Origin of the sequence: Streptomyces sp. cmx-4-9 (assembly GCF_046548835.1) — a bacterium.
In the GTDB taxonomy this organism is placed as follows: Bacteria; Actinomycetota; Actinomycetes; order Streptomycetales; family Streptomycetaceae; genus Streptomyces.
In genome coordinates, this window is the sequence record NZ_JAEBEE010000005.1 from 465,652 (window position 1) to 490,085 (window position 24,434).

At 73.7% G+C, this 24,434-nt stretch carries 24 protein-coding genes; 9 read left to right on the top strand and 15 right to left on the bottom strand.

Features of this window, described 5'->3' with window-relative positions; all coding sequences use genetic code 11:
• Positions 1 to 69: 69 nt before the first annotated feature.
• Positions 70 to 285 carry a dodecin gene (locus tag ACLJTM_RS18235; protein ID WP_411104665.1) on the bottom strand — a complete coding sequence of 72 codons (216 nt, stop codon included), beginning with the start codon at positions 283 to 285 and terminating at the stop codon, positions 70 to 72.
• 166 nt (positions 286 to 451) lie between these two features.
• Here ACLJTM_RS18235 and ACLJTM_RS18240 point away from each other — a divergent pair, with 166 nt between their 5' ends.
• The 3 genes from ACLJTM_RS18240 (at position 452) to ACLJTM_RS18250 (ending at position 3,658) form a co-directional block, all read left to right on the top strand.
• Positions 452 to 1,714 (top strand): extracellular solute-binding protein, encoded by a 1,263-nt coding sequence (locus ACLJTM_RS18240; protein ID WP_411104666.1) that lies wholly within the window; start codon positions 452 to 454, stop codon positions 1,712 to 1,714.
• Positions 1,715 to 1,868: 154 nt separating this feature from the next.
• Complete coding sequence (locus ACLJTM_RS18245; RefSeq protein ID WP_411104667.1) at positions 1,869 to 2,750, top strand: GNAT family N-acetyltransferase; 882 nt, start codon at positions 1,869 to 1,871, stop codon at positions 2,748 to 2,750.
• On the top strand, positions 2,747 to 3,658 hold the full coding sequence (locus ACLJTM_RS18250) for a lysophospholipid acyltransferase family protein (RefSeq protein ID WP_411104668.1): 912 nt from the start codon (positions 2,747 to 2,749) through the stop codon (positions 3,656 to 3,658). The genes ACLJTM_RS18245 and ACLJTM_RS18250 overlap by 4 nt, the downstream gene beginning before the upstream one ends.
• Here the strand turns inward: ACLJTM_RS18250 and egtD are convergent.
• The 7 genes from egtD to ACLJTM_RS18285 form a co-directional block, all read right to left on the bottom strand.
• A complete protein-coding gene (gene egtD / locus ACLJTM_RS18255) occupies positions 3,589 to 4,563 on the bottom strand; it encodes an L-histidine N(alpha)-methyltransferase (RefSeq protein WP_411104669.1) in 975 nt (324 codons plus the stop codon). The two genes, ACLJTM_RS18250 and egtD, sit on opposite strands and share 70 nt — an antisense overlap.
• On the bottom strand, positions 4,560 to 5,333 hold the full coding sequence (egtC, locus tag ACLJTM_RS18260; RefSeq protein ID WP_411104670.1) for an ergothioneine biosynthesis protein EgtC: 774 nt from the start codon (positions 5,331 to 5,333) through the stop codon (positions 4,560 to 4,562). Before egtC ends, egtD begins: the two co-directional genes overlap by 4 nt.
• Positions 5,333 to 6,646 carry an ergothioneine biosynthesis protein EgtB gene (gene egtB / locus ACLJTM_RS18265; RefSeq protein WP_411104671.1) on the bottom strand — a complete coding sequence of 438 codons (1,314 nt, stop codon included), beginning with the start codon at positions 6,644 to 6,646 and terminating at the stop codon, positions 5,333 to 5,335. The genes egtC and egtB overlap by 1 nt, the downstream gene beginning before the upstream one ends.
• Positions 6,643 to 7,992: an ergothioneine biosynthesis glutamate--cysteine ligase EgtA gene (gene egtA / locus ACLJTM_RS18270; protein WP_411104672.1), complete on the bottom strand. Its 1,350-nt coding sequence runs from the start codon at positions 7,990 to 7,992 to the stop codon at positions 6,643 to 6,645. Before egtA ends, egtB begins: the two co-directional genes overlap by 4 nt.
• 617 nt (positions 7,993 to 8,609) lie before the next feature.
• Positions 8,610 to 9,074 carry a type II toxin-antitoxin system PemK/MazF family toxin gene (locus ACLJTM_RS18275; RefSeq protein WP_411104673.1) on the bottom strand — a complete coding sequence of 155 codons (465 nt, stop codon included), beginning with the start codon at positions 9,072 to 9,074 and terminating at the stop codon, positions 8,610 to 8,612.
• Complete coding sequence (locus tag ACLJTM_RS18280; RefSeq protein WP_411104785.1) at positions 9,071 to 10,486, bottom strand: amidase; 1,416 nt, start codon at positions 10,484 to 10,486, stop codon at positions 9,071 to 9,073. Before ACLJTM_RS18280 ends, ACLJTM_RS18275 begins: the two co-directional genes overlap by 4 nt.
• Before the next feature lie 241 nt (positions 10,487 to 10,727).
• On the bottom strand, positions 10,728 to 11,888 hold the full coding sequence (locus ACLJTM_RS18285) for a glycoside hydrolase family 64 protein (protein WP_411104786.1): 1,161 nt from the start codon (positions 11,886 to 11,888) through the stop codon (positions 10,728 to 10,730).
• 333 nt (positions 11,889 to 12,221) lie between these two features.
• Between ACLJTM_RS18285 and ACLJTM_RS18290 the strand changes: the two genes are divergently transcribed.
• The 5 genes from ACLJTM_RS18290 (at position 12,222) to ACLJTM_RS18310 (ending at position 18,196) form a co-directional block, all read left to right on the top strand.
• Positions 12,222 to 13,262, top strand: coding sequence for a LacI family DNA-binding transcriptional regulator (locus ACLJTM_RS18290; RefSeq protein WP_411104674.1), 1,041 nt, complete (start codon positions 12,222 to 12,224; stop codon positions 13,260 to 13,262).
• A gap of 201 nt (positions 13,263 to 13,463) precedes the next feature.
• Complete coding sequence (locus ACLJTM_RS18295; protein WP_411104675.1) at positions 13,464 to 14,663, top strand: thiolase family protein; 1,200 nt, start codon at positions 13,464 to 13,466, stop codon at positions 14,661 to 14,663.
• A 131-nt stretch (positions 14,664 to 14,794) separates the two neighbouring features.
• Complete coding sequence (locus ACLJTM_RS18300) at positions 14,795 to 16,234, top strand: aldehyde dehydrogenase family protein (RefSeq protein WP_411104676.1); 1,440 nt, start codon at positions 14,795 to 14,797, stop codon at positions 16,232 to 16,234.
• Between the two features lie 94 nt (positions 16,235 to 16,328).
• Entirely contained in the window at positions 16,329 to 16,724 is a 396-nt protein-coding gene (locus ACLJTM_RS18305) for a thioredoxin family protein (RefSeq protein ID WP_411104677.1), read from the top strand.
• A 41-nt stretch (positions 16,725 to 16,765) separates the two neighbouring features.
• The gene (locus ACLJTM_RS18310) at positions 16,766 to 18,196 is read left to right on the top strand and encodes a dihydrolipoyl dehydrogenase family protein (RefSeq protein WP_411104678.1); all 1,431 of its coding nucleotides are present in this window, start codon (positions 16,766 to 16,768) and stop codon (positions 18,194 to 18,196) included.
• 173 nt (positions 18,197 to 18,369) lie between these two features.
• On the opposite strand, the gene ACLJTM_RS18315 is transcribed toward ACLJTM_RS18310, so the two are convergent.
• The 7 genes from ACLJTM_RS18315 to ACLJTM_RS18345 all read right to left on the bottom strand — a co-directional run bounded on the left by ACLJTM_RS18315 (position 18,370) and on the right by ACLJTM_RS18345 (position 23,272).
• Positions 18,370 to 18,621, bottom strand: coding sequence for a DUF2087 domain-containing protein (locus ACLJTM_RS18315; RefSeq protein ID WP_411104679.1), 252 nt, complete (start codon positions 18,619 to 18,621; stop codon positions 18,370 to 18,372).
• A 308-nt stretch (positions 18,622 to 18,929) separates the two neighbouring features.
• The gene (locus tag ACLJTM_RS18320) at positions 18,930 to 19,580 is read right to left on the bottom strand and encodes a hypothetical protein (protein ID WP_411104680.1); all 651 of its coding nucleotides are present in this window, start codon (positions 19,578 to 19,580) and stop codon (positions 18,930 to 18,932) included.
• Positions 19,577 to 20,131, bottom strand: a complete 555-nt coding sequence (locus ACLJTM_RS18325) for a DUF6114 domain-containing protein (protein WP_411104681.1) — start codon at positions 20,129 to 20,131, stop codon at positions 19,577 to 19,579. Before ACLJTM_RS18325 ends, ACLJTM_RS18320 begins: the two co-directional genes overlap by 4 nt.
• Complete coding sequence (locus tag ACLJTM_RS18330) at positions 20,122 to 20,754, bottom strand: DUF6230 family protein (protein ID WP_411104682.1); 633 nt, start codon at positions 20,752 to 20,754, stop codon at positions 20,122 to 20,124. The genes ACLJTM_RS18325 and ACLJTM_RS18330 overlap by 10 nt, the downstream gene beginning before the upstream one ends.
• A 107-nt stretch (positions 20,755 to 20,861) precedes the next feature.
• Entirely contained in the window at positions 20,862 to 21,629 is a 768-nt protein-coding gene (locus ACLJTM_RS18335) for a MerR family transcriptional regulator (RefSeq protein WP_411104683.1), read from the bottom strand.
• 28 nt (positions 21,630 to 21,657) lie between these two features.
• Positions 21,658 to 22,851, bottom strand: coding sequence for a methyltransferase (locus tag ACLJTM_RS18340; RefSeq protein ID WP_411104787.1), 1,194 nt, complete (start codon positions 22,849 to 22,851; stop codon positions 21,658 to 21,660).
• A 70-nt stretch (positions 22,852 to 22,921) separates the two neighbouring features.
• Entirely contained in the window at positions 22,922 to 23,272 is a 351-nt protein-coding gene (locus ACLJTM_RS18345; protein ID WP_411104788.1) for a tetratricopeptide repeat protein, read from the bottom strand.
• A gap of 104 nt (positions 23,273 to 23,376) precedes the next feature.
• On the opposite strand from ACLJTM_RS18345, the gene ACLJTM_RS18350 reads away from it, so the two are divergent.
• Positions 23,377 to 24,342, top strand: a complete 966-nt coding sequence (locus tag ACLJTM_RS18350; RefSeq protein WP_411104684.1) for a pirin family protein — start codon at positions 23,377 to 23,379, stop codon at positions 24,340 to 24,342.
• Positions 24,343 to 24,434: the final 92 nt, after the last annotated feature.

The window sequence follows — 24,434 nt, forward strand, 5'->3', positions numbered from 1 at the left end:
CGGTGCGCGGCGCCTCCTCGCGGTGCCGGTGCGCGGTGCCGGCTCGCGGTGCCCTGCCCGGGCGCGGCGTCACTCCTCGCCATCGAGGCGGAAGCCGACCTTGAGCCCGACCTGGTAGTGGGCGATCTCCCCGTTCTCCAGGTGCCCGCGCACCTGGACCACCTCGAACCAGTCCAGGTTGCGCACGGTCTCGCCCGCCCGGGCGATCCCGTTGCGGATGGCCTGATCGATGCCCTCGTGGGAGGTGCCGACGATCTCGGTCACCCGGTAGGTGTGGTTGGACATGGAGGTCTCCCAAAAGTGGGGGGCTTTTGCCAGCTTCTACGGTGCCCCAGTAAGTCCCGCTCCGCGAACTTTGCGCGAACAGTTCCGAGCCGCAGGCCCTTGACCCGCCTATTGGTCTATGCCAATTTCTAGCCATCTGAGATCCGTATTCCAGAAGGTGACCTTCGTGAAGATGCGCTTCCTCGCCCTGTGTACCGCCCTCGCGGCCGCGACCGCCCTCACCGGCTGCAGCCTGCTCGGAGGATCGGACGGGGGCCCCGAGGAGGTGACGCTCTGGCTCATGAAGGGCAGTGCCTCCGACGAGTTCATCGACCAGTTCACCGCCGCCTTCGAGAAGGAGCACCCCGGCATCGACCTGAAGGTCGAGATACAGGAGTGGACCGGCATCGGCGAGAAGGTCAACGCCGTACTCGACGGCACCGGCAAGGACAGCGCCGACGTCATCGAGGTCGGCAACACGCAGGTCGCCCAGTACGTGGAGACCGGCGGGCTCTCCGAACTCACCCTGGAGGGCCTGCGCAAGTGGGGGAGCAAGGACTGGCTCAAGGGACTGGCCGACCCGGGAAGCGTCAACGGCGCCCAGTACGGGGTCCCCTGGTACGCGGCCAACCGCGTGGTCATCTACAACAAGGACCTGTTCGCCGCCGCGGGCATCAAGAACCTGCCCAGGAACCGCCAGGAGTGGATCCAGGCGACCCAGAAGCTCGACAAGGGCGACCAGCAGGGCATCTACCTCGCCGGCCAGAACTGGTACGTCCTCGCCGGTTTCATCTGGGACGAGGGCGGTGAACTCGCCGTCGAGACCGGCGGCCAGTGGGTCGGCACCCTCGACGACGAGAAGGCCCTGGCGGGCATGGAGTTCTACAAGCAGCTGCAGGCCCTCGGCGACGGCCCCAAGGCCGCCGACGAGGAGACGCCCCCGCAGTCCGGGGTCTTCGCCCGCGGCCAGGTCGCCCAGATCGTGGCCCCACCCGGCCAGGCCGCGGAGATCGAGGCCGCCAACCCCGCCCTGAAGGGCAGACTCGGCTTCTTCCCGATCCCCGGCAAGACCTCCGACAAGGCCGGCGCCGTGTTCACCGGCGGCTCCGACCTGATCATCCCCGAGCGCACCGGTCGGCGCAGCGCCGCCGTCGACGTGATCACCGCCCTGGTCAGCGAGAAATGGCAGACCGAACTGGCGCGCACGATGAGCTACGTACCGAACAAGACCACCCTCGCCCACGTGGTCCAGGGCAACGAAGGCGCCACCAACATGGCCCCCGGCGCCGCACAGGGCCGGGCCACCCCCAAATCCGCCCGCTGGGCCGAGGTCGAGGCCGAGAACCCGATCAAACCCTTCATGACGGCCGTGCTCACCGGGCAGGACCCCCGGCAGGCCGCCCGGACCGCTTCGGACTCCATCAGCAAGGTCCTCAGCTCCGACCGCTGAGTGCGGCGTGCGGCGTGCGGCGTGCGCAAGTTCAGCGTGCGCACATCCGGCAGCCGCTGCGCTGTCATGTCGAATCCAGCCGGTCACGGAAGAAGTAGAGGAGCCAGGCCGCACACGGCGGGCCTGGCCCCCCGTGCCCGGATCAGGAGCCGCCATGACCATCGCCCCCCTGTCCCCGTCCACCCTTCCCCCGGCCACCACCCCCACCCCGTCCGCCCCCCTCGCCACGCCCCGCACGGCCCCCGCCGCCCCGCAGGCCCCGCACCGCCCGGCGGGCACCGCCACGGCCCCCGCCGCCCCCGCCGAGGGCCCCCGCTACGCCGTCCGTCTGGCCCGCGACGAGGACGAGGTCCGTGCCGCCCAGCGACTGCGCCACCAGGTCTTCGCCGGAGAGCTCGGCGCCCGCCTCGACAGCCCCGAACCCGGCCTGGACCTCGACGCCTTCGACGCGTACTGCGACCACCTGCTGGTCGTCGAGGAGGAGACCGAGCAGGTCGTCGGCACCTACCGGCTGCTGCCGCCGGAGCGCGCCGCCGTCGCCGGACGGCTCTACTCCGAGAACGAATTCGACCTGTCCGCCCTCGCCCCCATCCGGCCCGACCTCGTCGAGGTGGGCCGCTCCTGCGTCCACCCCGACCACCGCAACGGCGCCGTCATCGCCCTGATCTGGGCCGGCCTCGCCCGCTACATGGACCGCTCCGGACACAACTGGCTCGCCGGCTGCTGCTCGGTACCGCTGGCCGACGGAGGGGTCCTGGCCGCCGCCACCCGCAAGGCCGCCCTGGCCCGCGCCCACGCCCCCGAGGCGTACCGGGTCACCCCGCACCTGCCCTGGAACCCCGAGGGCATCGACTTCCCCGACCGCATGGAGCTGCCCCCGCTGCTCCGCGGCTACCTGCGGCTGGGCGCCTGGGTCTGCGGCGAGCCCGCCCTCGACGCCGCGTTCGGCTGCGCCGACCTCTACGTCCTGCTGTCCCTGCGCCGCACCCACCCGCGCTACCTGAAGCACTTCCTCTCGCTCGCCCCGGGCGCATGAGCACCTGGCTGCCCACCTCGCCCTGCACCCCCCGGGCCTGCGCCGGCCACCAGGGGCGCAGCGCGAGCGTCCCGCACGCGGTGCTGAAGCTCCTCACCGCACTCGCCCTGATCCTCCTCGGGATCCTGGGCGCCCAGCCGGTCCGGCTGCTGCCCGCCCGCCCCCGGCACACCGCGGTGCGGGCCTGGGCGGCCGCGCTGGTACGGGCCTTCGGCGTCGGGATCACCGTGCACGGGAACCCCGGACCGGACGGCGGCCGCCTCGTCGTCGCCAACCACATCTCCTGGCTGGACATCCCGCTCGTCGCCGCCGCGCTGCCCTGCCGGATGCTGGCCAAGAGCGACATCCGCGGCTGGCCGGTGCTCGGCCGGCTCGCCCGGGGAGCCGGGACCCTCTTCATCGAACGCGACCGCATCCGCGCCCTCCCGGGCACCGTCGAGGCCGTCACCCGCGCCCTGCTGTCCGGCGACCGGGTGACCGTCTACCCCGAGGGCTCCACGTGGTGCGGACGCGCCGCAGGGACCTTCCGCCGCGCCGCCTTCCAGTCCGCCCTGGACGCACGGGTCCCCGTCCAGCCCGTACACCTGGCCTACCTCGCCGCCGACGGGCAGCCGTCCGGCGCACCCGCCTTCGTCGGGGACGACCCGCTGACCGCCTCGCTGTGGCGGATCGCCCGCGCCCGCGGGCTGCGGGCCGAGGTCAGGCTGCTGCCGCGGATCCCGCCCGGCCGGCACACGGACCGGCGGGACCTCGCGGCAGCTGCCCAGCAGGCGGTGGCCGCGGCCGGACCCGCGCCGCGCACCCTGCCCGCCATCCCCGCCCAGGCCACCCGGCCTCCTCAGACCACCCCGCCCTCGGCCACCGAGAGGGACAGGGCGAAGCGCCCGGCGGAATCCGTCCACCAGTGAGTCAACTCCATGCCCGCGGCCGCCAGTTCCCGGCGGACGCCGTCCTCACGGAACTTCGCGGAGATCTCCGTGAGGATCTCCTCCCCGGCCGCGAACGGCACGACCAGGTCCAGGGCCCGGATCTTCACCCGCGCCTCGGAGCGGGCCCGCAGCCGCATCTCGATCCACTCGTGCTCCCGGTTCCACACCGCCACGTGCGCGAAGTCGGCGGCGTGGAAGTCCCCGCCCAGCTCCCGGTCGACGACGGCCAGCACGTTCTTGTTGAACGCGGCCGTCACACCCTGCGCATCGTCGTACGCCGCCACCAGCACGGACTCTTCCTTCACCAGGTCCGTCCCCATCAGCAGCGCGTCCCCGGGCGACAGCATCGCCCGGACCGACGCCAGGAACTCCGCCCGCTCCGGCGGCAGCAGGTTCCCGATCGTGCCGCCCAGGAACACCACCAGCCGCGGTCCGGGGGAGTCCGGCAACTGCAGCGCCTTCGTGAAATCGGCCAGCAGGGCGTGCACCCGCAGCCGCGGATGGTCCGCCAGCAGCGCCTCGGCCGCCCCGGTCAGGGCGCTCTCGCTCACGTCCACCGGGACGTACGTGTCCAGCCCCGGCATCGCCTCGATCAGGTGCCGGGTCTTCTCGGAGGACCCCGAGCCCAGCTCCACCAGCGTGCGGGCCCCGGTCGCCGCGGCGATCTCCCCGGCCCGCCCCTGCAGGATCTCCCGCTCGGCGCGCGTCGGGTAGTACTCGGGCAGGCGGGTGATCTCCTCGAAGAGCTCACTGCCCCGGGCGTCGTAGAACCACTTGGGAGGCAGCACCTTCGGGGTGCGGGTCAGCCCCTCCAGCACGTCCGTGCGCAGCGCGGTCTCCGCGGTGCGCTCGTCGAGCGTACGGGTCAACTGGAAGTCACTCACAGCACTCCTTCTTCCGGCACGGTCTCCTTGAGCGCGGTCAGTACGACCCGCGTGCGGGTGGCGGTCAGCAGGGTCCGGTCGGGGACCTCGCACCAGGCGGCGTCGTCGTCGTACGGCTCGGACGCCACCACCGTGCGCCCGGCCGCCGCATCGGACAGGTGCCACAGCGAATCGCCCCAGGCCGTCGCCGAGATCGTCACCCCGTCGGTCAGCAGCAGGTTCAGCCGGGAGGCGGGCGAGGCCACGGCCAGCTCCCGGACCGGCTCCGCCAGCGCCGTGCCCAGGTCGTCCCCCGCGCGCAGCCGCCGCAGCACCAGCGCCCAGATGAACGCCGAGTCCGTGCGCGCGGCCAGCCGGAGCAGTTCCCCGGCGGGCAGGGCGGCCGCCAGCGGGGCCGCAGCCCCGGGCCAGTCCCGCACCGCGCCGTTGTGGCTGAACAGCCACGGGCCGTCCGCGAAGGGCGCGGCCGCGGCCTCCCCGTCCGCCCCCGCCGCGGTGGCGTCCCGTACGGCGGCCAGCACGGCCCCGCTGCGCACCACGCGGGCCAGGTCGGCGAAGCCCAGGTCGCCCCAGACCGGTCCGGCGCGCCGGTACCGGGCGGGCACCGGGTCGTCCGGCGCGTACCAGCCGACACCGAACCCGTCGGCGTTGACGGTGCCGTACCGCTGCCGCCGGGGCTCCCAGGACTGCCGTACCAGGGAGTGCTCCGGCTCGCTCAGCACCCGACCGAGGGGAACCTCCGGGCCCAGATAGGCGAGGTGACGGCACATCAGGCATCCCTCGCGGTCCGGAAGCCGGAAAAGATCTGCCGCCGCACCGGGAGGTCCCAGTTGCGGAAGGTCCCCCGGCAGGCCACCGGGTCCACCGCGAAGGAGCCGCCGCGCAGCACCTTGTGCTCCGGCCCGAAGAACACCTCCGAGTACTCGCGGTACGGGAAGGGCCGGAACCCCGGGTACGGCAGGAAGTCGGAGGAGGTCCACTCCCATACGTCGCCGATGAGCTGGCGCACCCCGAGCGGGGACTCCCCGGCCGGGTAGCTGCCCGCGGGAGCGGGGCGCAGATGGCGCTGGCCGAGGTTGGCGTGCGCCGGCGTCGGGTCCGCGTCGCCCCACGGGTAGCGCGTCGAGCGGCCGGACACCGGGTCGTGCCGCGCGGCCTTCTCCCACTCCTCCTCGGTGGGCAGGCGGCGTCCGGCCCACCGCGCGTAGGCGTCGGCTTCGTACCAGCTGACGTGCAGCACCGGCTCCTCACCGGGCACCGGTTCGGTCACCCCGAAGCGGCGGCGCAGCCACTGGCCGCCTTCGAGGCGCCAGAACAGCGGCGCCTCGATGCCGTGCGCGCAGATCTGCTCCCAGCCCGCCGCCGCCCACCAGCGGGGCTCGCGGTAGCCGCCGTCCGCGATGAAGGCCTGGTACGCGGCGTTCGTCACGGGAGCCGTGTCGATCCGGAAGGCCGCCACCTCGCGCACGTGCGCGGGCCGTTCGTTGTCCAGCGACCAGGGCTCCGCCGAGGTGCCCATCGTGAACGGGCCCGCCGGGACGAGGACCTCGGACGCGGCCGGCGGCGGCCCCTGCGCGGGGCCGGGCTCCGGGGCGGCCAGGACCGGCCCGCCCGTGCGCAGCTGATGGGTGATCAGCATGGTTTCGTCGTGCTGCTGTTCGTGCTGGGCGATCATCCCGAAGACGTAGCCGTCGTCGAGCAGGGCGGTTCCCTCCAGCGGGGTGCGTTCCAGCAGGTCGAAGACCCTGCCGCGCACCTCGGCCGCGTACCGGCGGGCCTCCTCGGGGCCCAGCAGGGGCAGCTTCGGCCGCTCGGCACGCGGGTGCTCGAAGGCGTCGTAGAGCGGGTCTATCTCGGGGCGCATCGACTCGCGGCCGGCGACGTTGCGCAGCAGCCAGAGTTCCTCCATGTTCCCGATGTGCGCCAGGTCCCAGACCAGCGGGGACATCAGGGGGGAGTGCTGCGCGGTCAGGTCCTGGTCGCTCACGGCGTCGGTCAGCCCGGCCGTACGGGCGCGGGCGGCGGTCAGGGCGGCGGCCGCGCGCTCCCGCAGGCCCTCCTGGGAGGGGGTCCCGGTGGTCACTTCCTCACGTCCTTCCCGCTGGGCCCGTGCGCGGGCCGGTCGTCGGCCGGGCAGCGGCCGCGCTCGACGAAGCGCTCGGCGAAGGCGCCGACCGCATCCTGAACAAACGTTTCGGCGCCGAGCCGGGGCAGCGCCTCGGCGGCGGCCCGGAAGCAGGTGGCGGCGGCGGTCCGCAGCTCCGGGTCGGCCAGCCCGTCCCGGGCGGCCGCCTGCCAGAGCGGATTGCGCGGTGCGGGCCCGGACCCGTACGCGTCGGCCAGCCCCTTGGCCACCCGGTACGCGGTCTCGGCGGCCTCCTGGTCGTCGAAGAGGGCGTGCACCACCGCCACCGGCACCAGCCAGCCGTCCTCGCCGGACTGCGCGTCGATCATCCGCAGTTCCAGGTGGCCGCGCGGCCGGACCGGCGGGAACAGCGTGCTCAGGTGGTAGTCCAGGTCCTCGGCGGTGGGCGGCCGGGGGCCGCCGTCGCGCAGCCACGCACGAAAGGTGAGCCCCTGCGGGACCTGCCACGGTCCGGGCCCGTCCCCGTCGGGCCGGACGCACATCACCTCGGTGTCCAGCGCGTGCCGCGTCCACGCGGCGCGCGGCTCGGCATCCAGGGGCGGCGCGAGAGTCCGCCGACGGTCGAGGTCGCTCCAGATGCCCTGCCGGGCACTGCGCCCGCCCGCGTACGGCCCCTCGGTGGCGGGCGAGTTCGCGAAAGCCGCCACGAACACCGCACCCAGCAGGTGCGCCATCCGCCAGCGCCGGCCGTGGCCGAAGGGGCCCGGCTCCTCCTGACCCGCGTCCAGGCACACCTGCACGGAGGCGGTGGAGCGCATCATGGCCCGCCCGGCGGGGCCGGTGCGGTCGAAGTAGGCCTCCATCGCCTCGTACCGCGGGCTGTGCAGCATCCGGCGGTGCGGGCGGCGCGGGTCCGCGCCCAGGCCCTGGAGGATGAGGCCCCGGGACCGCAGGGCGGCCCGGACGGCGGTGAGATCGTGCTGGAGGCCGCCCACGCACCCGGTGAGAGAGCTCGCGGGGGCCGAGCTGAGCTCCAGCTGGCCGCCGGGTTCGACGGTGAGCCGGGAGTGCAGCGGCAGGGCGGCGGCCGCGTCGTGCGCGGCGGCAAGCCGGTCGGCCGCCAGCGGCTCCCAGGGCCGCTCGGCGTCCAGCACCAGCCATTCGAGTTCGGCGCCGAGAAGCCGGGGCGGACCGGTCTTGAAACAGATGCCGAGGAGCAGGTCCTCGGCCGCCTCCTCGCTGAGGGGGAGGGTGCCGGAACCGCGCGAGGCCGGGGGCGGCGGGTGGACGGAGGCGTCCGCGCTGCGCGGCGGGGCATTCGGAGCGGGTGAGTCCTGAGGCATGACCGGGATCCTAATCTCCTGTCGCTGACCGAGACTTCACCTCAGCCGACTGCTTCCAGCCGGACTGGAAGATGCTTCGAGGTTTCGGGCCGTGCCGCCGGGCAGGGCGGTGTGAGCAGCGGGCTGCGGGCGGCCGCGCCGGGGATTGCGCAGGTGGCGGCGGCCGGCAGGAGCGGGTCGGGACGGCCGGTCGCCCTCGCCGCCGCCGTGGCGGACGCCAAGGCAGGAACCAGACTATAGGCAGCAAACCGGAATATTCCAGGCGGGCAGCGGTGGCCGGGACCCGGGCGGCGGTGCCCGAAGCGGGCACGGCGGGCCGTCCGGGCGGCGGGGCACCGGGCCGGCGGGCCGTCCGGGCCGCTGCGGGAGAGGGCGCGATGGCGGCGGAGCCCGCCGCGCGGATTCCGGTGCCCCCTCCACCGACCGGGTGAGGAGCGCCCCCCGTTGCCCGGGCCCCGGCACTCCGGCCTTCCCAAGCTGCCCGGCCCTCCGCGGTAACCTGGCCCTCCGCGGTGGCCCGGCCCTCCGCGGTGGCCTGGCCCTCCGCGGCGGTTGGCGGAGGCCTCCCCGGGCCGCCCGGCGCCGCGCTCGTCCGGATGCCCGGGCACGGGTCCGCTCTACCTCCAGCCGTAGCGCTCCCGCAGGCGGTCCACCACCAGCTGGAACCGGCCGCGGTCCAGCGCGCACGCCTCGCGGCGCATGCCCGCCTCGTGGACCCGCAGCACCCGGTCCACATCCACCCAGGACTCCCGGCCGGCACTGTCCCAGGGCCCGGTGCCGATCGGCACCCATTCCCGGTCCCCGTCGTGCCGCCTGCTGGACAGCTGGACGGCGAGCAGGGTGCGCCCGCCCGGCTCCCGGGCCACCACCAGTACCGGGCGGTCCTTGCCGCGCCCGTCGTTCTCCTCGTACGGGACCCAGGTCCACACGATTTCGCCGGGGTCGGGATCGCCGTCCGGGTCGGGGGCGTAGGAGGTCTGCACGGGCCCGATGGCCCGCGGGTCCGCCTCGGTGGTGGCGGTGGCCCCGTCCCGCCCGGGCTGCTGGAGGTGGCCGTTGCCGTGCTGCGAAAGTGCCGTCATCGGGCCGAGGTTACTGGCTCGCCGGGCCCGCCGTCGCGGAAGCCGGGCGGCCAGCGTGCCTCCCATCCGCACGCCGTCTCCACCTGCGCGGCCAGCGACAGCAGCAGCGGTTCCGAGTGCGCCGGACCCAGCAACTGGGCCCCCAGGGGGAGGCCGCCCCCGGTGAAGCCCGCCGGTACGTTGACGCCGGGCCAGCCCAGCACGTTCCACGTCCAGGCGTACGGGCATGCGGCGATCATCGCCCGGTCCGTGGCCATGGCCCCCAGCCCGGCCAGGGCCCCGATCCGCAGGGCGGACGTGGCGGTCGTCGGTGTCAGCACCACGTCGAAGCGGCCGAAGATCTCACCGACCCGGCGCTGCAAGACGGCCTCGGCCCGCCGGGAGACCCGCAGCGCAGGACCGCCCAGCAGCCGGCCCGTCCGCACCGCCTCGCGGGTGCGCCGGTCCAGCAGCGACCGGTCCGGCACCACGGCCGCCCAGTCCCGGACGCCGCCGGTCGCCCGGGGCACGAAGGTCAGGCCCACCGGGCCGTACCGCGGATCCGCGGGGACCACCTCGTGGCCCAGCGCCTCCAGTTGACCGGCCAGTGCCTCGACCGCCGCCCGCACCTCCGGTTCGACCCGCTTGGCGGTGGCGGTGAAGGCCGTGGCGAAGGACAGGGCGATCCGCAGCCGCCGTGGCGGACGCCGCGCCGCCTCCACCGCCGAGATGCGCGCCGGGCGGTGCAGGTCCTGCGGGTGCGGACCGCTCGCCGCATCCAGCAGGAGGGCGGCGTCCGCGACGCTCCGGGCGAGCACGCCGTTGACCGTCAGCCCGTGGAAGGACTCCGGTGCGGGCCAGGTGGAGATGCGTCCCCGCTGCGGTTTCACACCCACCAGGTGGGTCCAGGCCGCGGGGATGCGGACGGAGCCCGCGCCGTCGGACCCCAGGGCCGCGGGGACCAGCCCCGCCGCCACGGCGGCCGCCGAGCCGCCCGAGGAGCCGCCGGGCGTGTACGCGGGGTCCCAGGGGTTGCGTGTTGCTCCGAAGGCCCCGCCCTCGGTGAAGGGCCACTGGCCCAGTTCCGGCGTCTGGGTCTTGCCGACGATCACCGCACCGGCCGCGCGCAGCCTCCGTACGGCCTCGCTGTCGGCGGTCTTCGGCGCGAACGTGCCGGCGCAGCCGAAGGCGGTCGGCTCGCCCGCCACATCCATGTCGTCCTTGACGGCGAGCGGTACGCCGAGCAGCGGCAGCCGCTCCCCTGCGTCGAGCCGCCGGTCGGCGGCGTCCGCCTCGGCGAGGGCCGCTTCGGCGCGCACGATCCGGAAGGCATTGAGCGCCGGCTGGGCGGCCGCGATCCGGCGCAGAGCCCGCTCGGTCAACGCGCGTGCCGATACGCTGCCTTCGGCCAGTGCGGTGGCCATGGCGACCAGTCCGCAGGGCGTACCGCCCGTGGTGGCGGGCCAAGTCGCCCCGACCGTGGACGCTGACGTATCCGACACCGCGACCTCCCCTTACCGCACACCGTGTTGCGGTCACGGCACCGGACGGTAGCGGGGAGCGGTCCGGGACGGCCAGGGCGCCTTCGGCCGGCGGGCCCTGACCGTGCCGCGGCCGGGCCCGCCCTGTCCGGTGACGGACGGGACGGGCCCGGGAAATCCCTGAGCAGACGGCCTAGTTGTACGGATTCAGGGTCATGAAGGCCTCCTGCGGATTGCCGTCGTGGACCAGCGACTCATGGGCCCCCACATCGTCGAAGGCGAAGCCGTAGGCCTTGCCGTCGGCCATCTGCCCGTGGATGACGCGGGAGTAGTGGTTGGTGACGGCGTCACGGTAGAAGTCGGCGCCGTTCGCATCGGGCTGGTTGGGATTGCTCAGGAGCGTCGACCGGTTGAAGCCCGCGCACAGGGTGCGGGAGATCGGGCCGCGGACCAGGTCGTTGGGGGCGTCCAGGAGCTTGTAGCAGTCGAAGATGCTGTCGGAGTCCGGCTTCTGGAAGCTGGTGACCACCGCCCCTGCACTGTTGGTGAAGTTCATGACGTTGCCCGAGACCCGGCCGTAATACTTGGTGCCCGGCTGGTTCGCGAACGGCGTCACGGTGAGGGTGGAGGAGCTGTACTTGCTCCATACCCGGTTGACGTAGTCGTTCATGACGCCGGCGGGAAGGGCGCCGGTCTGGACGCCGTGCCCGGGGGAGAGCGCCCGCAGCGGAGTCCCGTCGGAGCGGTTCTGGATCAGCCCGCCCCAGCCGGCTGAGCGCAACTGGTTGAAGACGGCCTGGTAACCGCCCGGCTTCAGGCGGCCGGCGTTGGTGACCGTGCCGTTCGCCGCCTTCACGCCCACCGCGTAGGGGGCCGAGAACATGTCGACCTGGGTGCTGTTGATCCACAGGCCGGCATCGTTGAGGGTGTACTCCGACCAGTTGAACAGGATGTTGCGGTTGGGGTCGGAGGGGTTCTGGACGGCGGGCTGGACCAGACCGCCGGTGGTGAGCCTGAAGACGATCTTCTGGCCGACGGAGAAGTAGACGCGGCCGGAGAACTTGGGCATCCGGATCGTCTTGGTCTGGCCGGCGGCCGGACCCGGGATCGACGCGTCGGGGGCGGGCGTGGGCGGATTGCCTCCCACGGGCCAGGGGTGGAACGTGCCGTTGGCATCGGCCCAGCCCTGTTGCCCCGTACTGAGCTGGGTGCCCAGGTTGTACAGGTACACCGGCTCGCTGCGTCCCGAGTCGTTCTTGATCGTGAGGGGGATGGTCGCCGGTACGGCCTCGGCGGACGACGGGCCGAAGACCATCAGCCCGGCGGCGACGACCAGTGCCGAAACGCCGGACAGGAGCACTTTCGGTAAGCGGAACACGCTCTTCCTCCTGGTGGGGGGATCCTGCCGGGGGACGTTGTCGTGCCCGCCTCCTGTGGGGGAGGGGCGGACGGGTGGCAGGAAAAGGCCTGAAAGCTGAGAGCGCTCTCAGAGTCGTGCCGCGTACAACTCCTGTCAATGACATTGGCACGGCATGACAAATCCCTTGCGGCCCGGCTGCTCTCACCTGGAGGGCAGGCCCCGGCGGCGCCGACGGAGGAGTCGCGGACACCGTGCTTCCCGGCCACTCGGCAGGGCGCCGGACCCCCGACCAGCCCGTCCCGGCCGCTCTGGAAAGATGCCACGGCAATGCCTCAGTCATCGAAACCGCCGAAGCCGCACGCCCCGGCCGCCGGACCGCCCGCCCCCGCCGCGCCGACCAGCGCGGACGTGGCCCGCCTGGCGGGCGTGTCGCGTGCGACCGTCTCGTACGTGCTGAACAACGCGGAAGCCGTCCGCATCAGCGAGCCGACCCGCCGCAAGGTCCGGGAGGCCGCCGAAGAGCTCGGCTACGTCCCGCATGCCGCCGCGCGCAGCCTGCGCGCCGGGCACACCCGGATCGTCCTGCTGCCGACCTCGCACGTCCCGGTCGGCCCGCTGTACAGCACCTTCCTCAACGAACTCCAGGGGGGTCTGCGGCGTCTGGACTACACCGTGGTCCAGTACGGCAGCCTCGGCCTCAACGGGGACGAGGCGGCGCGCGCCTGGGCGGAACTGCGCCCCGTGGCCGTGATCTCGCTCGGCGAGATCACGCTCTCCGCACACAACGTCGCCACGCTCAAGCGGGCCGGGGCCCGCGCGGTGATAACGATGGGGCCGGTCGGCGTGCCCGGCGCGCACGCACTGGTCATGGACCAGCAGGAGGTGGGCGCGCAGGCCGCCGCCCACCTGGTACAGCGGGGCCACCGCCGCATCGGCGTGGTCGTCCCCGAGGAGGAGGGACTGGAGCTCTTCTCCGCGCCCCGGCTCGCCGGCGCCCGCGCGGTGCGGGGCGCGACGACCGAGACCGTGTCGATGGCCTACACGGAGGAGTCCGCGGCGGCGCTGGCCGCGCGCTGGCGGGGGCTCGGCCTGGACGCGGTGTTCGCGTACAACGACGAGTACGCCATGCTGCTGATGCGCGCGTTCCAGGACGCCGGACTGCGCATCCCCGAGGACGTCGCCGTCATCGGGGCGGACGACCTGCTGCTGGGCCGTCTGCTGCGGCCCCGGCTGAGCACGGTCCAGGTCGAGATGCCGACCGGGGACCGCCTGGCCGCACTGGTGGACCGCGCGGTGCGCGAGCCCTCGGAGGTCACCGAGCGGCACGACCTGATGGTGGCGGCGCCCGTCCACCGCGAGTCCACCTGATCCGGAGGCCGGCTTCCCTGCTCCGGGCGGCCCGGGCCGCGGCCCGGGCCCGGACCGGAGCGCCCGGGGGACCGTTGACAGGCGGTGACGGTCGGACGGACACTGCGGGCGCGCCCCACCCGGGCGCGCCCGGCGGTGCGGCCGTGCGGACCCCCGTGCCGTTGCGTCGCCGCCCGAACGGATCCGCCCAGGAGAGCCGCGATGAGCACCCGCACCGTCCGTGACGTCTACGTCGTCGACGCCGTCCGCACCCCGATCGGCAAGTTCGGCGGTGCGCTCGCCGGGATCCGGCCGGACGACCTGGCCGCGCACGTGGTGCGGGCGCTCGTGGACCGGACGCCCGACCTCGACCCGGCCCGCATCGACGACGTCGTCTTCGGGGACGCCAACGGCGCCGGCGAGGACAACCGGGACGTGGCCCGCATGGCGGTGCTGCTGGCAGGCCTGCCCGTGACGGTGCCCGGGGTGACGGTGAACCGGCTGTGCGGGTCCGGTCTGGAGGCCGTCGTCCAGGCCGCCCGCGCCATCGCCCTGGGCGATGCGTCCGTGGCCATCGCCGGGGGCGTCGAGTCGATGTCCCGCGCCCCCTGGGTCGTACCGAAGCCCGAACGGGGCTTCCCCGCCGGACACCAGCAGATGTGGTCCACGACCCTCGGCTGGCGGATGACCAACCCGCGCATGCCCGAGGAGTGGGCCGGCTCGCTCGGGGAGGGGGCCGAGCTGATCGCCGAGAAGTACGCGATCACGCGGGAGGCGCAGGACGCCTTCGCGCTGGAGAGCCACCGCAAGGCGGCCGCCGCCTGGGCGGCAGGGCAGTACGACGCCGAGGTCGTTCCCTACCCGGACGTGGACCTCCCGCGGGACGAGAGCATCCGCGAGGGCTCCACCCCCCAGGCGATGGCCAAGCTGAAGCCCGCCTTCCGTACGGATGGCGGGGGTACGGTCACGGCGGGCAACGCCTCGCCGCTCAACGACGGAGCGGCGGCCCTGCTGCTGACCGACGAGGAGGGGCTGGCGGCCACCGGGCGGGAGCCGCTCGCCCGCATCAGCGCGTCCGCCGTCACCGGGATCGAGCCGCAGCTCTTCGGCCTCGGCCCGGTGGACGCCGTGCAGCGGGCCCTCGCCAAGGCCGGGCGCGGCCTGGCCGACCTGACCGTCCTGGAGCTGAACGAGGCCTTCGCCGCGCAGGCCCTGGGCTGCCTCGCGGCCTGGCCGGAGCTGGACCCCGCCGTGGTCAACCCGCGGGGCGGGGCCCTGGCGATCGGGCACCCGCTCGGCGCCTCGGGTGCGCGGCTGGCCGGTGCGGTGGCCCACCAGCTGGCCGCGGCCGGCTCCGGCACGGGTATGGCGACGCTGTGCATCGGTGTCGGGCAGGGCATCGCGCTCGTCCTGGAACGCTGAGTCGAGGCGATCGTTTCCGGTCACCATGCGCCGTCAACTGCCCAATAACTGAACAGAAGTCGGGCCTCCGGTCTGGCACGATGGCGCGTGCCGCCGCACCCCCGCCCATCCCCCTCCGGAGGCCCCGCGCCATGCCGCTCCTCGATCCGACGTTCTGGCAGGACGGACCCACCCTCACCGGAGGCACCGCCCCGGTCGCCGAACCCGCCACCGGCCAGACCCTCGCCACGCTCGACCTGGCCTCGCCGGCCGACGTGGCGGAAGCCGCCGTCCGGGCCGAGGCAGCCCAGCGCGACTGGGCGCAGGCCCCCTACACCGAGCGGGCCGCCGTGCTGCGCCGGGCCGGGGACCTGTTCGCCGAGCACGCCGCCGAACTGCGCGACTGGCTGGTGCGGGAGTCGGGCTCGGTGCCCGGCAAGGCCGACTTCGAGCTGCACGTGGCCGCGCAGGAGTGCTACGAGGCCGCCGCACTGGCCTCGCGCCCCGCCGGGCAGGTGCTGCCCAGCGCCTCGCCGCGGCTGTCCTTCACCCGCCGCGTCCCGGTCGGCGTGGTCGGTGTGGTCGCCCCGTTCAACGTCCCGCTGGTGCTGGCCGTCCGCTCGGTCGCCCCGGCACTGGCGCTGGGCAACGCCGTCCTGCTCAAGCCGGACCGGCGCACCGCCGTGTCCGGCGGGCTGGCCCTCGCGGCCGTCCTCGCCGCCGCGGGCCTGCCCGCCGGGCTCCTGCACGTACTGCCCGGCGACGCCGGTACCGGGGCCGCGGTGGTCGCCGACCCCCGGGTCCGGGTGGTGTCGTTCACCGGGTCCACCCGGGCCGGACGCGCCGTCGGCGAACTGGCGGGCCGTCACCTCAAGCGCGCCCATCTGGAGTTGGGCGGGAATTCGGCCCTCGTCGTGCTCCACGACGCCGACGTTGAAGCGGCCGTGGCGCAGGCCTCCTGGGGGTCCTTCTTCCACCAGGGCCAGATCTGCATGACCGCCGGACGCCACCTCGTGCACGCCTCCCTCTACGACGAGTACGTCGAGCGGCTCGCCGCACGCGCCGAGGCCCTCGCCGTCGGCGACCCGTACCGCGAGCAGGTGCATCTGGGCCCGCTGATCGACCGCGCCCAGGTGGAGCGCGTGCACGCCCTGGTCGAAGCCAGTACCGCGCAGGGCGCCAAACTCGTCGCCGGCGGTACCCACCGGGAGCTGTTCTACCGGCCGACCGTGCTCGCCGCCGTCGCCGACGACACCCCCGCCTACGCGGAGGAGGTCTTCGGCCCGGTCGCCCCCGTACGGTCCTTCACCACGGAGGAGGAGGCGGTGGCACTGGCCTCGGCGGGCCCCTACGGGCTCGCCCTCGGCATCGTGACCCCCGACGTCGCGCGCGGCCTCGACCTGGCGCAGCGGATCCCCACCGGGATCGTCCACGTCAACGACCAGACGGTCGAAGACGAGGCCGTCGCCCCGTTCGGCGGAGTGGGCGCCTCCGGCAACGGCGCCCGCTTCGGCGGCGAGGCCAACCTGGACGCCTTCACCGAACTCCGCTGGACCACGGCCCGCACCGCCCCCGCCGGGCATCCGTTCTAGCCCGCCTCCAGGCACCGGTCCCCGGCCTGCGGAATGCTGGAGGGGGGCCGTTCGTTCAAGGGGCAGACGGCACAACACAGGAGGTCTGGACACCGTGGCTACAGTCGAGCTCACCAAGGACAACTTCGACCAGACGGTCAGCGAGAACCCGTTCGTGCTGATCGACTTCTGGGCGGGCTGGTGCCGGCCGTGCCTCCAGTTCGCCCCCGTCTACGAGAAGGCCTCCGAGGCCCACCCCGACCTGGTATTCGCCAAGGTGGACACCGAGGCGCAGCAGGAGCTCGCGGGCGCCTTCCAGATCACCTCGATCCCGACGCTGATGATCGTCCGGGACCAGGTCGCCATCTTCTCCCAGCCCGGCGCCCTGCCGGAAGCGGCCCTGACGGACCTCATCGCACAGGCCCGGGCCCTGGACATGGACGAGGTGCGCGCGAAGATCGCCGAGTCCCCGCAGCCGGGTGCCGGGGCCCCCGGCACGCCGGAGGCGTGAGTGCGTGACGCAGGCCCCGACCAGCGGTGACACTGGTCCGTATGACTGAAGCAGTGGAGTACGACGTCGTGGTCCTGGGCGGGGGTCCGGCCGGCGAGAACGTCGTCGACCGGACCCGCGCCGCCGGGCTGACCACCGCCCTGGTGGAGAGCGAACTCGTCGGCGGTGAGTGCTCGTACTGGGCCTGCATCCCCAGCAAGGCCCTGCTGCGTCCCGTACTGGCCCGGTCCGAGGCACGCAGGGTGCCGGGCCTGGCCGAAGCCGCCGGCGGCCCGCTGGACTCGGCGGCCGTGTTCGCGCACCGGGACTACTGGACCGCGAACTGGAAGGACGAGGGCCAGATCGACTGGCTCGACTCGATCGGCGCCCACGTGTACCGGGGCCACGGCCGCCTCTACGGCGTCCGCAAGGTCGCCGTCACCAGCCCCGAAGGCGAGCACCACGTGCTCTCCGCGCGGCACGCCGTGGTCGTCGCCACCGGCACCGCCGCGGTGATCCCCGATGTGCCGGGGATCGAGGGCGCCCGGCCGTGGACCAGCCGCGAGGCCACCTCCGCGCAGGAGGCTCCGGAGCGGCTGCTGATCGTCGGCGGTTCCGTGGTGGCCGCCGAAATGGCCACCGCCTGGCAGGGCCTGGGCTCCCGCGTCACCGTCCTCGTACGCGGCTCCCGGCTGCTGCCGCGGATGGAGCCGTTCGCCGGCGAACTGGTGGCCGAGGCGCTGACCGGGGCCGGCGCGGTGGTCCGTACGGACGTGTCCGTGGAAGCGGTCGTGCGCGACGGGTCGACCGGTCCCGTCACCGTCGTCCTGGAGGGCGGCGAGACCCTGGAGGGCGACGAGCTGCTGGTGGCGACGGGACGCTCGCCGCGGACGCGGGACATCGGCCTGGAGACCGTCGGCCTGACGCCGGGGGACTGGATCGGGGTCGACGACAGCTGCCGGGTCCCCGGCCACGACTGGCTGTACGCCGTCGGGGACGTCAACCACCGGGCTCTGCTCACCCATCAGGGCAAGTACCAGGCCCGGATCGCCGGCGCCGCCATCGCCGCCCGCGCGGACGGCGCCCACGCCGTGGACGCGGCCCCCTGGGGAGCCCACGCCGCGACCGCCGACACCCGGGCGCTGCCCCAGGTGGTCTTCACCGACCCCGAAGCCGCGGCGGTGGGCCTCAGCCTGGCCGAGGCGGAACGGGCCGGACACCGGGTGCGCGCCGTCGACTACGACCTGGGGAAGGTCTCCGGCGCCGGCCTGTACGCCGACGGCTACACGGGCCGCGCCCGGATGGTCGTCGACATCGAACGCGAGGTCCTGCTCGGCGCGACCTTCGTCGGCCCGGGCGCCGCGGAGCTGCTGCACGCCGCCACGATCGCCGTGGCGGGCGAGGTCCCGATCGCCCGGCTGTGGCACGCGGTCCCCGCCTTCCCCACCATCAGCGAGGTCTGGCTGCGCCTCCTGGAGGCCTACCGGGGCTGACCGGCCCGGCGCGCGGACCCGGGCACGCCTCGCGGAGGCGGCCCGGGCCGTCCGAGGCGCAGGAGGGCCCGAGCGCCGTGTGTGCCCATGTGCCGCGTGCGGTCGCCTTCCCTGTGCCGGTGACGGCCGGGTGGGTGACGGCCGGGTGGGTGACGGCCGGTGGGTGACGATCGCTACCCCGCGGTGGCGGCCCGCCGGTAGCTGCTGCCGTCCCGGGTGCGGGTGAGCCGGCCGGAGGTGATCAGGTACCGGCGCAGGGCCGAGCAGTCCTCGTGGACCGTGCGCAGCGCGTCGTTGACCTCGGGTTCGGTGTAGTCCCGGTCCATCGCGAAGAGGGTCTCGGCCAGGTGGGAGAGCAATTGCTCACGCCGCGCCACCTTGCGCGGAATCACCGTGAGGCGCCCGCCGGAGAACAGGTCGCGCACGTCTCGCCGGCTCCGGCCCCCGGGTACGCCGTCTGTTGCTGCTCCGACTCCGGGCGTACCGGGTGCTCCGGGCGTCCCGGACATATCGGCTCGGGCTTCGGCGGGGGACTGTGCGGGGTTGTGGGGCATGCGGGAAGCCTTCCCGGTCGGTGCCCACCGGGGCAACGCATTTTCCGGGGCCCCCGCCGGGCTGCCCGCCCCACCGGGTCGGCAGCGTGGTGGCCGGCCGTGCGGCGGCCCGCCCGCCCCGGGTGCGCTCCGGGACGGGCGGGCCTGGTCCCGGGGCCGGGACCGGGGACCGGGGGCGGTCAGGGTCCGACGGTGATCTGCTGCGCCGGGTTGGTGGTGTCGGTGACCTTGTACACGGCATTGAAGGTGGAGAAGGTCGCGCTGGTCGGGCAGCCGAAGCCGCCGGTGACCGTGACCGGCACGGACGCGTTGGTGAAGGTCAGCGCGGACGGGGCGCCGTTGGCCCAGGTGCCGCCGACGTTCGCGGGGGCGGTGGGCGCGGCGGTGACGGTGCAGTTGGCCAGGCCGCTCGTCGTCACGACGAGCCCGCCGACCGGGACCTTGAGGGTGGCGGTGACGGGGGAGCCGTTCTGCATGGACACCGTCCAGGCGCCGCTGGTCGTGACGGTGGGGGTCACCCCCGGCAGGCTGGCGGTGCAGGAGCTGTAGGTGGGCGGCGTGATCGGTGAGCTGACCGGACCGGCGGGGTTGGTGTTGCCGGGAGCGGCGGGCACCGTGCCGGTGGCGACGGAGACCGAACACGTCACCGTGACCGAACCGGCCTTGAGGGTGGCCTTCCCGCTCAGGGTGGCCTTGAACGCGTGCCCGGCCGGGGTGACGGTGGTCGATCCGGCCAGCGGTAAGGGGGCGGCGGACGCGGTGACCGAGGCCACCGAGAGGGCTGCGGCTGCGACTGTCCCGAGGGTGAGCGAGGTGCGCGTGCGGCTCATGGCTGGGCTCCTTGGGGATCGGGGTGCGCGGTGGAGGTGGGGGTGGGGGTGGACACGGGTGCAGGTGCAGGTGCAGGTGCAGGTGCGGGTACGGCTGCGGGGTCGGGAGTGGCGGACTCCGTGTCCCCGGTGTGCTGGACGGCGTACGGCTGCCACGCGAACATCAGGCCGCCGCCGAGAATGCCGAGCAGGGTGCCGATCAGGAACCCGCCCAGGTTCGACAGGACCAGCGCGCCGGTGGCGATCAGGGTGGTGAGGACACCGGCGAGGACGCGCTGGGGCGGCGCGAACCAGGCGGTGAGACCGAGCACGATCATGACGATGCCCATCAGGACGGACGGGATCCCCGCCACCCCTTGCTGGAGCATCACCTTCAGCGGTGCCAGCGGCAGGACGCAGATCTCGGCTCCCGCCAGGACGGCGAAGAAACCTCCCCAGAAGGGTCTGCTGCGCCGCCAGCGGCGGAACCGGCCGCGGGTGGGGGCGGCGTCCCCGCGCCCCTGCCCGACGGCGCCCGCGGCTTCCCGTCGGGCGGTGCGGCTCAGAAGCATTCCTTCTTTCCCTTGCTGATGTTCATGTTCAGCCCGGAGAGCTTGAAGGTGCCCGCGTTGGTGGCCCACGCGGTCTGCTGGAGGTTGCTGATGCTGACGGTGTCGGCCTGCTGGGCGAAGAGGTCCTGCATGCCCTGCGCGTCGGCCGGCCCCTTGTCGAGGGTGGAGGCGTCGCGGCCGATCTCGATGTTGCTGAAGACTGCGTCCCCGGACAACTGGGTCGCGTCCACGAACAGGTTGCTCGCCTCGACGGGGGACTTCTGGCCCGCCGTGAGGTTGAGCGAGATGTCCCCGATCACCGGGAGCGTGGTGACCACGGACTGGCAGAGGCTGTGGAGCTTGGCCTCCTTGATGGCGGTGACCGCCACCGGGATGAGCTCCTGGCGGGCATTGACGTCGACGCTGCCGTACTGCGCGAAGCCCTCGCCCTCCAGACTCTTGGCCGAGACCTTGAACTGCTGGCCCGACACGGCGAAGGAGGCGGCGAGCGCGCCCTGCGCGAGGGCGATGCCGAGGCCTGCCGTGACGGCGACGGCGGGAACGGTCAGGACGGCGAACCGGCGCCACCGGACGCGGCCTGCGGACCCGCCGGGCGGCTCGGATAACTTCGGGGAATCTGCCATGAGATCGTCCCTTATTTCGGCTGTGCACCGTTGTTACCGACGAGTTGAATGTAAGAGTGCCAATGGAGGTTGGCAAGGTTGTGCGACTGCACCTTTTCGGCCGACTCCTACTGCTCCGTACGCAGCAGTTCGGCGACCTCCGCCTCCACCCGCCGGGCCATCGCCCGCGCGAACTCCGTGGCCACGACGTCGCCGGCGACCGGCCGCAGGGCGGCCACCGCCTCCGTGATGTGCTGGAGCTGCGTGGCCGAAAGCTGCTCCAGGCCCTCGGCGCCGATCACATGCCGCCGGAACAGTCCGACGAACAAGTCCGCCAGCGCCGCCGCCTGCACCTGCAGGAAGTCCCCGGCGTCCAGGATCTCCGCGAGCGGCACCCCCTGGCGCACCAGGGCCAGCGTCGCGTCCAGCAGCCGCCGGTTCGGGTACGTCACACGGTCCCCGTCCACCGTCACGTACCCCAGCTCTGCCGCCCGCCGGGTGTCGGCGGCCGTCGCCGTCGGACCGAACAGCTCCCGCAGCTCGGCCCGGGTCATCGTGACCGGCTCCTCCTGCACCCAGTCGCGGGTCATCTCCCGCTCCAGGCCCAGCAGTCGCGACAACCCGTCGCCCTGCTCCCACGCCTCCAGGAGCTCCGCGATGCCGTTGACCGTGTAGCCGCGGCCCAACAGGTCGTTGATCAGCCGCAGCCGGGTCAGGTGGTCGTCGGAGTACCAGGCGATCCGGCCCTCCCGCCGCGGCGGCGGCAGCAACCCGCGCTCCTGGTAGTAGCGCAGGTTGCGCACCTTGACGCCGGCCGCCTGCGCCACGTCCTCCCGTCGGTAGCGCCGGCCGCCGCCGGCCGCCGCTTCCTCGTCATCCCGCACCTGGCTGCTCACGCGGCCGAGTGTAGGACGTACCGGCAGGTCACATAGGCCGCGGACGGTCCTGCTTGACCGCCCGCAGCACGACGAACTTCGGTTCGGACGCCGCGACTTCACTGTTGCCGAAAAGCCGGCGCAAATGCGTGTGGTACCCCATGTGCCGGTTGGCGACCACCCACAGCTCGCCGCCGGGCCGCAGGACCTTGCGCGACTGGGCGAACATCCGCAGCGCCGTCGCATCGGTCGTGGCCTGGTGGGAGTGGAACGGCGGGTTGCACAGCACCAGGTCCACGGAACCGGGATCCAGCATGGCCACCCCGTCCCCGACGTGGAACTCGGCCGTCCGCCGGCCCGCGGGCACGTTCGCCTCGTACGTGGCCCGCGCCGAGGCGACCGCCTGGTAGGACTCGTCGGTGAAGACCACCGCGGCATCCGGGTCGGCGACCGCGACGGCCGTTCCCACCACGCCGTTGCCGCAGCCCAGGTCCACGACGCGGGCGCCGTCGGTGTTCGTCGGGATGCTCTGCAGGAAGAACCGGGTGCCCACGTCGAGGCGGTCCGCGCAGAAGATCCCCGCATGGTTGACGACGGTCAGCCCGGCCCCCGAGCCGCCGTCCTCGTCCACCGTGTACGTCACCGGCCACGGCGCGTTCCCGGCCGGCCGGGCCGACGCCTGCGCGCTGGGCGTGCAGAAGATCAGCCGGGCCTTCTTCTCCGCGAGCGAGGTCTTCGTCGGGCCCAGGATCTTCTCGAAGAGCCGCAGCGTGGAGGTGTGGATCTCCTTCACCATGCCGGCGCCGACCACGACCGTGCCCGCGTGCACGTGCGGGGCCAGCCGGTACAGCTGGTCCTCCAGCAGCGCCAGGCTCTTCGGTACGCGCACCAGCAGGACGTCGATCCGCTCCGGCGGCGGGTCCTGCGCGGTCAGCAGGGTCACCTTCGCCTTCGAGGTCCCGATCCCCGCCCGGTCCAGGTTCGCCGCGGTGGCGGAACGGGCCAGGGAGGAGTCGGTGATCTGCGTCGGGCGGAAGGCGGCGAGCGCGGTGGTCAGCGCCCCCCAGCGGTCGCCGAGCACGGTGATCTGCCCGGCGTTCGCCAAGTCCACCGGCCCGCGCTCCCCGGTACCGGAGTCGAGGTGGCGCAGCAGGTACTCGTCGGCGGCGTCCCAGGCGAAGAGCCGGTCGCGCGGGTCCTCGGGGAAGCGGGTGAGCTCGTAGGAGCCGAAAGGTGTGGTCAGACGGTTCATATGGGACCCAGGCTAACCGAGGCGGCGGCCCGACCCCGCACGGGCGGGGCCGGGCCGCGCCCTACTCGGGGAACTCGCCCGCCATCGCCGCCGCCATCCGCAGGTACGGACGGGCCTGCGCGGGCCGGCCGCTGCGCTCCAGCGTGCGGCCGAGCATCAACTGCGCGTAGTCCTCCACCGGCCACCGCTCCAGGATCGCCCGCAGCTCGGTCTCCGCCCGGGAGAGCTGCGCGGAGTGGTAGTAGGCCCGGGCCAGCAGCAGCCGGGGCGCCAGCTGCTCCGGGGCCTCGCCGGCCAGCGGGGCCAGGATGCGGGCGGCCGTAGCGTACTCCTTGGCGTCGAAGAAGAGCCGAGCCCGCTCCCAGCGCTCGGCGGGCGAGCCGTGCTCCAGGTAGGCCGTCGGCGTGTCCATCGCGTCCATCCGTCCTCCAGGTGCTGTGTCCGGAGCCTGGAACACCCGTGCAGGGGGGAACATTCCACCTCACACCTGCGCCGCCGCGCCGCTAGGTTGTCCGCATGAGCAATCTCGATCGCCAGCCCGCTCTCTCCGCCTGCGGCGGCCGCGGCTTCGTCGTGGCCGAACCCGTCCGCGAGCTCCTCAGCCCCCGCACCGTCAAGCTCGGGGAGTCCTCGGAGGTCCGCCGGCTCCTGCCCAACCTGGGGCGCCGCATGGTGGGGGCCTGGTGCTTCGTGGACCACTACGGCCCGGACGACATCGCCGGCGAACCGGGCATGCAGGTCGCACCGCACCCCCACTCGGGGCTGCAGACGGTGAGCTGGCTCCACGAGGGCGAGGTGCTGCACCGCGACAGCGTCGGCAGCCTCGAGACGATCCGCCCCCGCGAGCTGGGCCTGATGACCTCGGGCCGAGGCATCAGCCACTCGGAGGAGAGCCCGCGCGAACACGCCCGCCTGCTGCACGGCGCACAGCTGTGGGTGGCCCTGCCCGACGCCCACCGCGACGTCGCCCCGCACTTCCAGCACCACGCCGAGCTCCCGCAGGTCACCGCCCCCGGCCTGACCGCCACCGTCATCCTGGGCACCCTGGACACGGCGACCTCGCCCGGCACGGCGTACAGCCCCCTCGTCGGCGCAGACCTGGCTCTGGCCGCCGGCACGGACACCCGCATCCCGCTCGACCCGGACTTTGAGTACGCGGTCCTGTCGATGTCGGGCGAAGCCCACGTCGACGGCGTACCGGTCCTCCCGGGCTCGATGCTCTACCTCGGCTGCGGCCGCACCGAGCTTCCCCTGCGCGCCGCCTCGGACGCGGGGCTGATGCTCCTGGGCGGCGAACCGTTCGAGGAGGAGATCGTGATGTTCTGGAACTGGATCGGGCGGTCACACGAGGATGTCGCGCAGGCCCGGGAAGACTGGATGAACGGCTCGCGCTACGGCGAGGTCAAGGGCTACGACGGCCCGCCGATCCCGGCGCCCGAGCTCCCGCCGACGCACCTGAAGCCCAGAGGAAGGGTCCGCTGACCTGCTGGTCCGGATGTGACGAGGGTCGGGCGCGGTGCTCGCTCCCGACCCTTCGTTGTGGCTTGAGCTGCACAGGGGGGATCTCGCCCGGT

Coding starts and splice junctions, on each gene's coding strand:
- ACLJTM_RS18235 (WP_411104665.1), bottom strand. CDS start 285: ATGTCCAACCACACCTACCGGGTGACCGAGATCGTCGGCACCTCCCAC.
- ACLJTM_RS18245 (WP_411104667.1), top strand. CDS start 1,869: ATGACCATCGCCCCCCTGTCCCCGTCCACCCTTCCCCCGGCCACCACC.
- ACLJTM_RS18250 (WP_411104668.1), top strand. CDS start 2,747: ATGAGCACCTGGCTGCCCACCTCGCCCTGCACCCCCCGGGCCTGCGCC.
- egtC (WP_411104670.1), bottom strand. CDS start 5,333: ATGTGCCGTCACCTCGCCTATCTGGGCCCGGAGGTTCCCCTCGGTCGG.
- egtA (WP_411104672.1), bottom strand. CDS start 7,992: ATGCCTCAGGACTCACCCGCTCCGAATGCCCCGCCGCGCAGCGCGGAC.
- ACLJTM_RS18275 (WP_411104673.1), bottom strand. CDS start 9,074: ATGACGGCACTTTCGCAGCACGGCAACGGCCACCTCCAGCAGCCCGGG.
- ACLJTM_RS18290 (WP_411104674.1), top strand. CDS start 12,222: ATGCCTCAGTCATCGAAACCGCCGAAGCCGCACGCCCCGGCCGCCGGA.
- ACLJTM_RS18295 (WP_411104675.1), top strand. CDS start 13,464: ATGAGCACCCGCACCGTCCGTGACGTCTACGTCGTCGACGCCGTCCGC.
- ACLJTM_RS18300 (WP_411104676.1), top strand. CDS start 14,795: ATGCCGCTCCTCGATCCGACGTTCTGGCAGGACGGACCCACCCTCACC.
- ACLJTM_RS18310 (WP_411104678.1), top strand. CDS start 16,766: ATGACTGAAGCAGTGGAGTACGACGTCGTGGTCCTGGGCGGGGGTCCG.
- ACLJTM_RS18320 (WP_411104680.1), bottom strand. CDS start 19,580: ATGAGCCGCACGCGCACCTCGCTCACCCTCGGGACAGTCGCAGCCGCA.
- ACLJTM_RS18325 (WP_411104681.1), bottom strand. CDS start 20,131: ATGCTTCTGAGCCGCACCGCCCGACGGGAAGCCGCGGGCGCCGTCGGG.
- ACLJTM_RS18330 (WP_411104682.1), bottom strand. CDS start 20,754: ATGGCAGATTCCCCGAAGTTATCCGAGCCGCCCGGCGGGTCCGCAGGC.
- ACLJTM_RS18345 (WP_411104788.1), bottom strand. CDS start 23,272: ATGGACACGCCGACGGCCTACCTGGAGCACGGCTCGCCCGCCGAGCGC.
- ACLJTM_RS18350 (WP_411104684.1), top strand. CDS start 23,377: ATGAGCAATCTCGATCGCCAGCCCGCTCTCTCCGCCTGCGGCGGCCGC.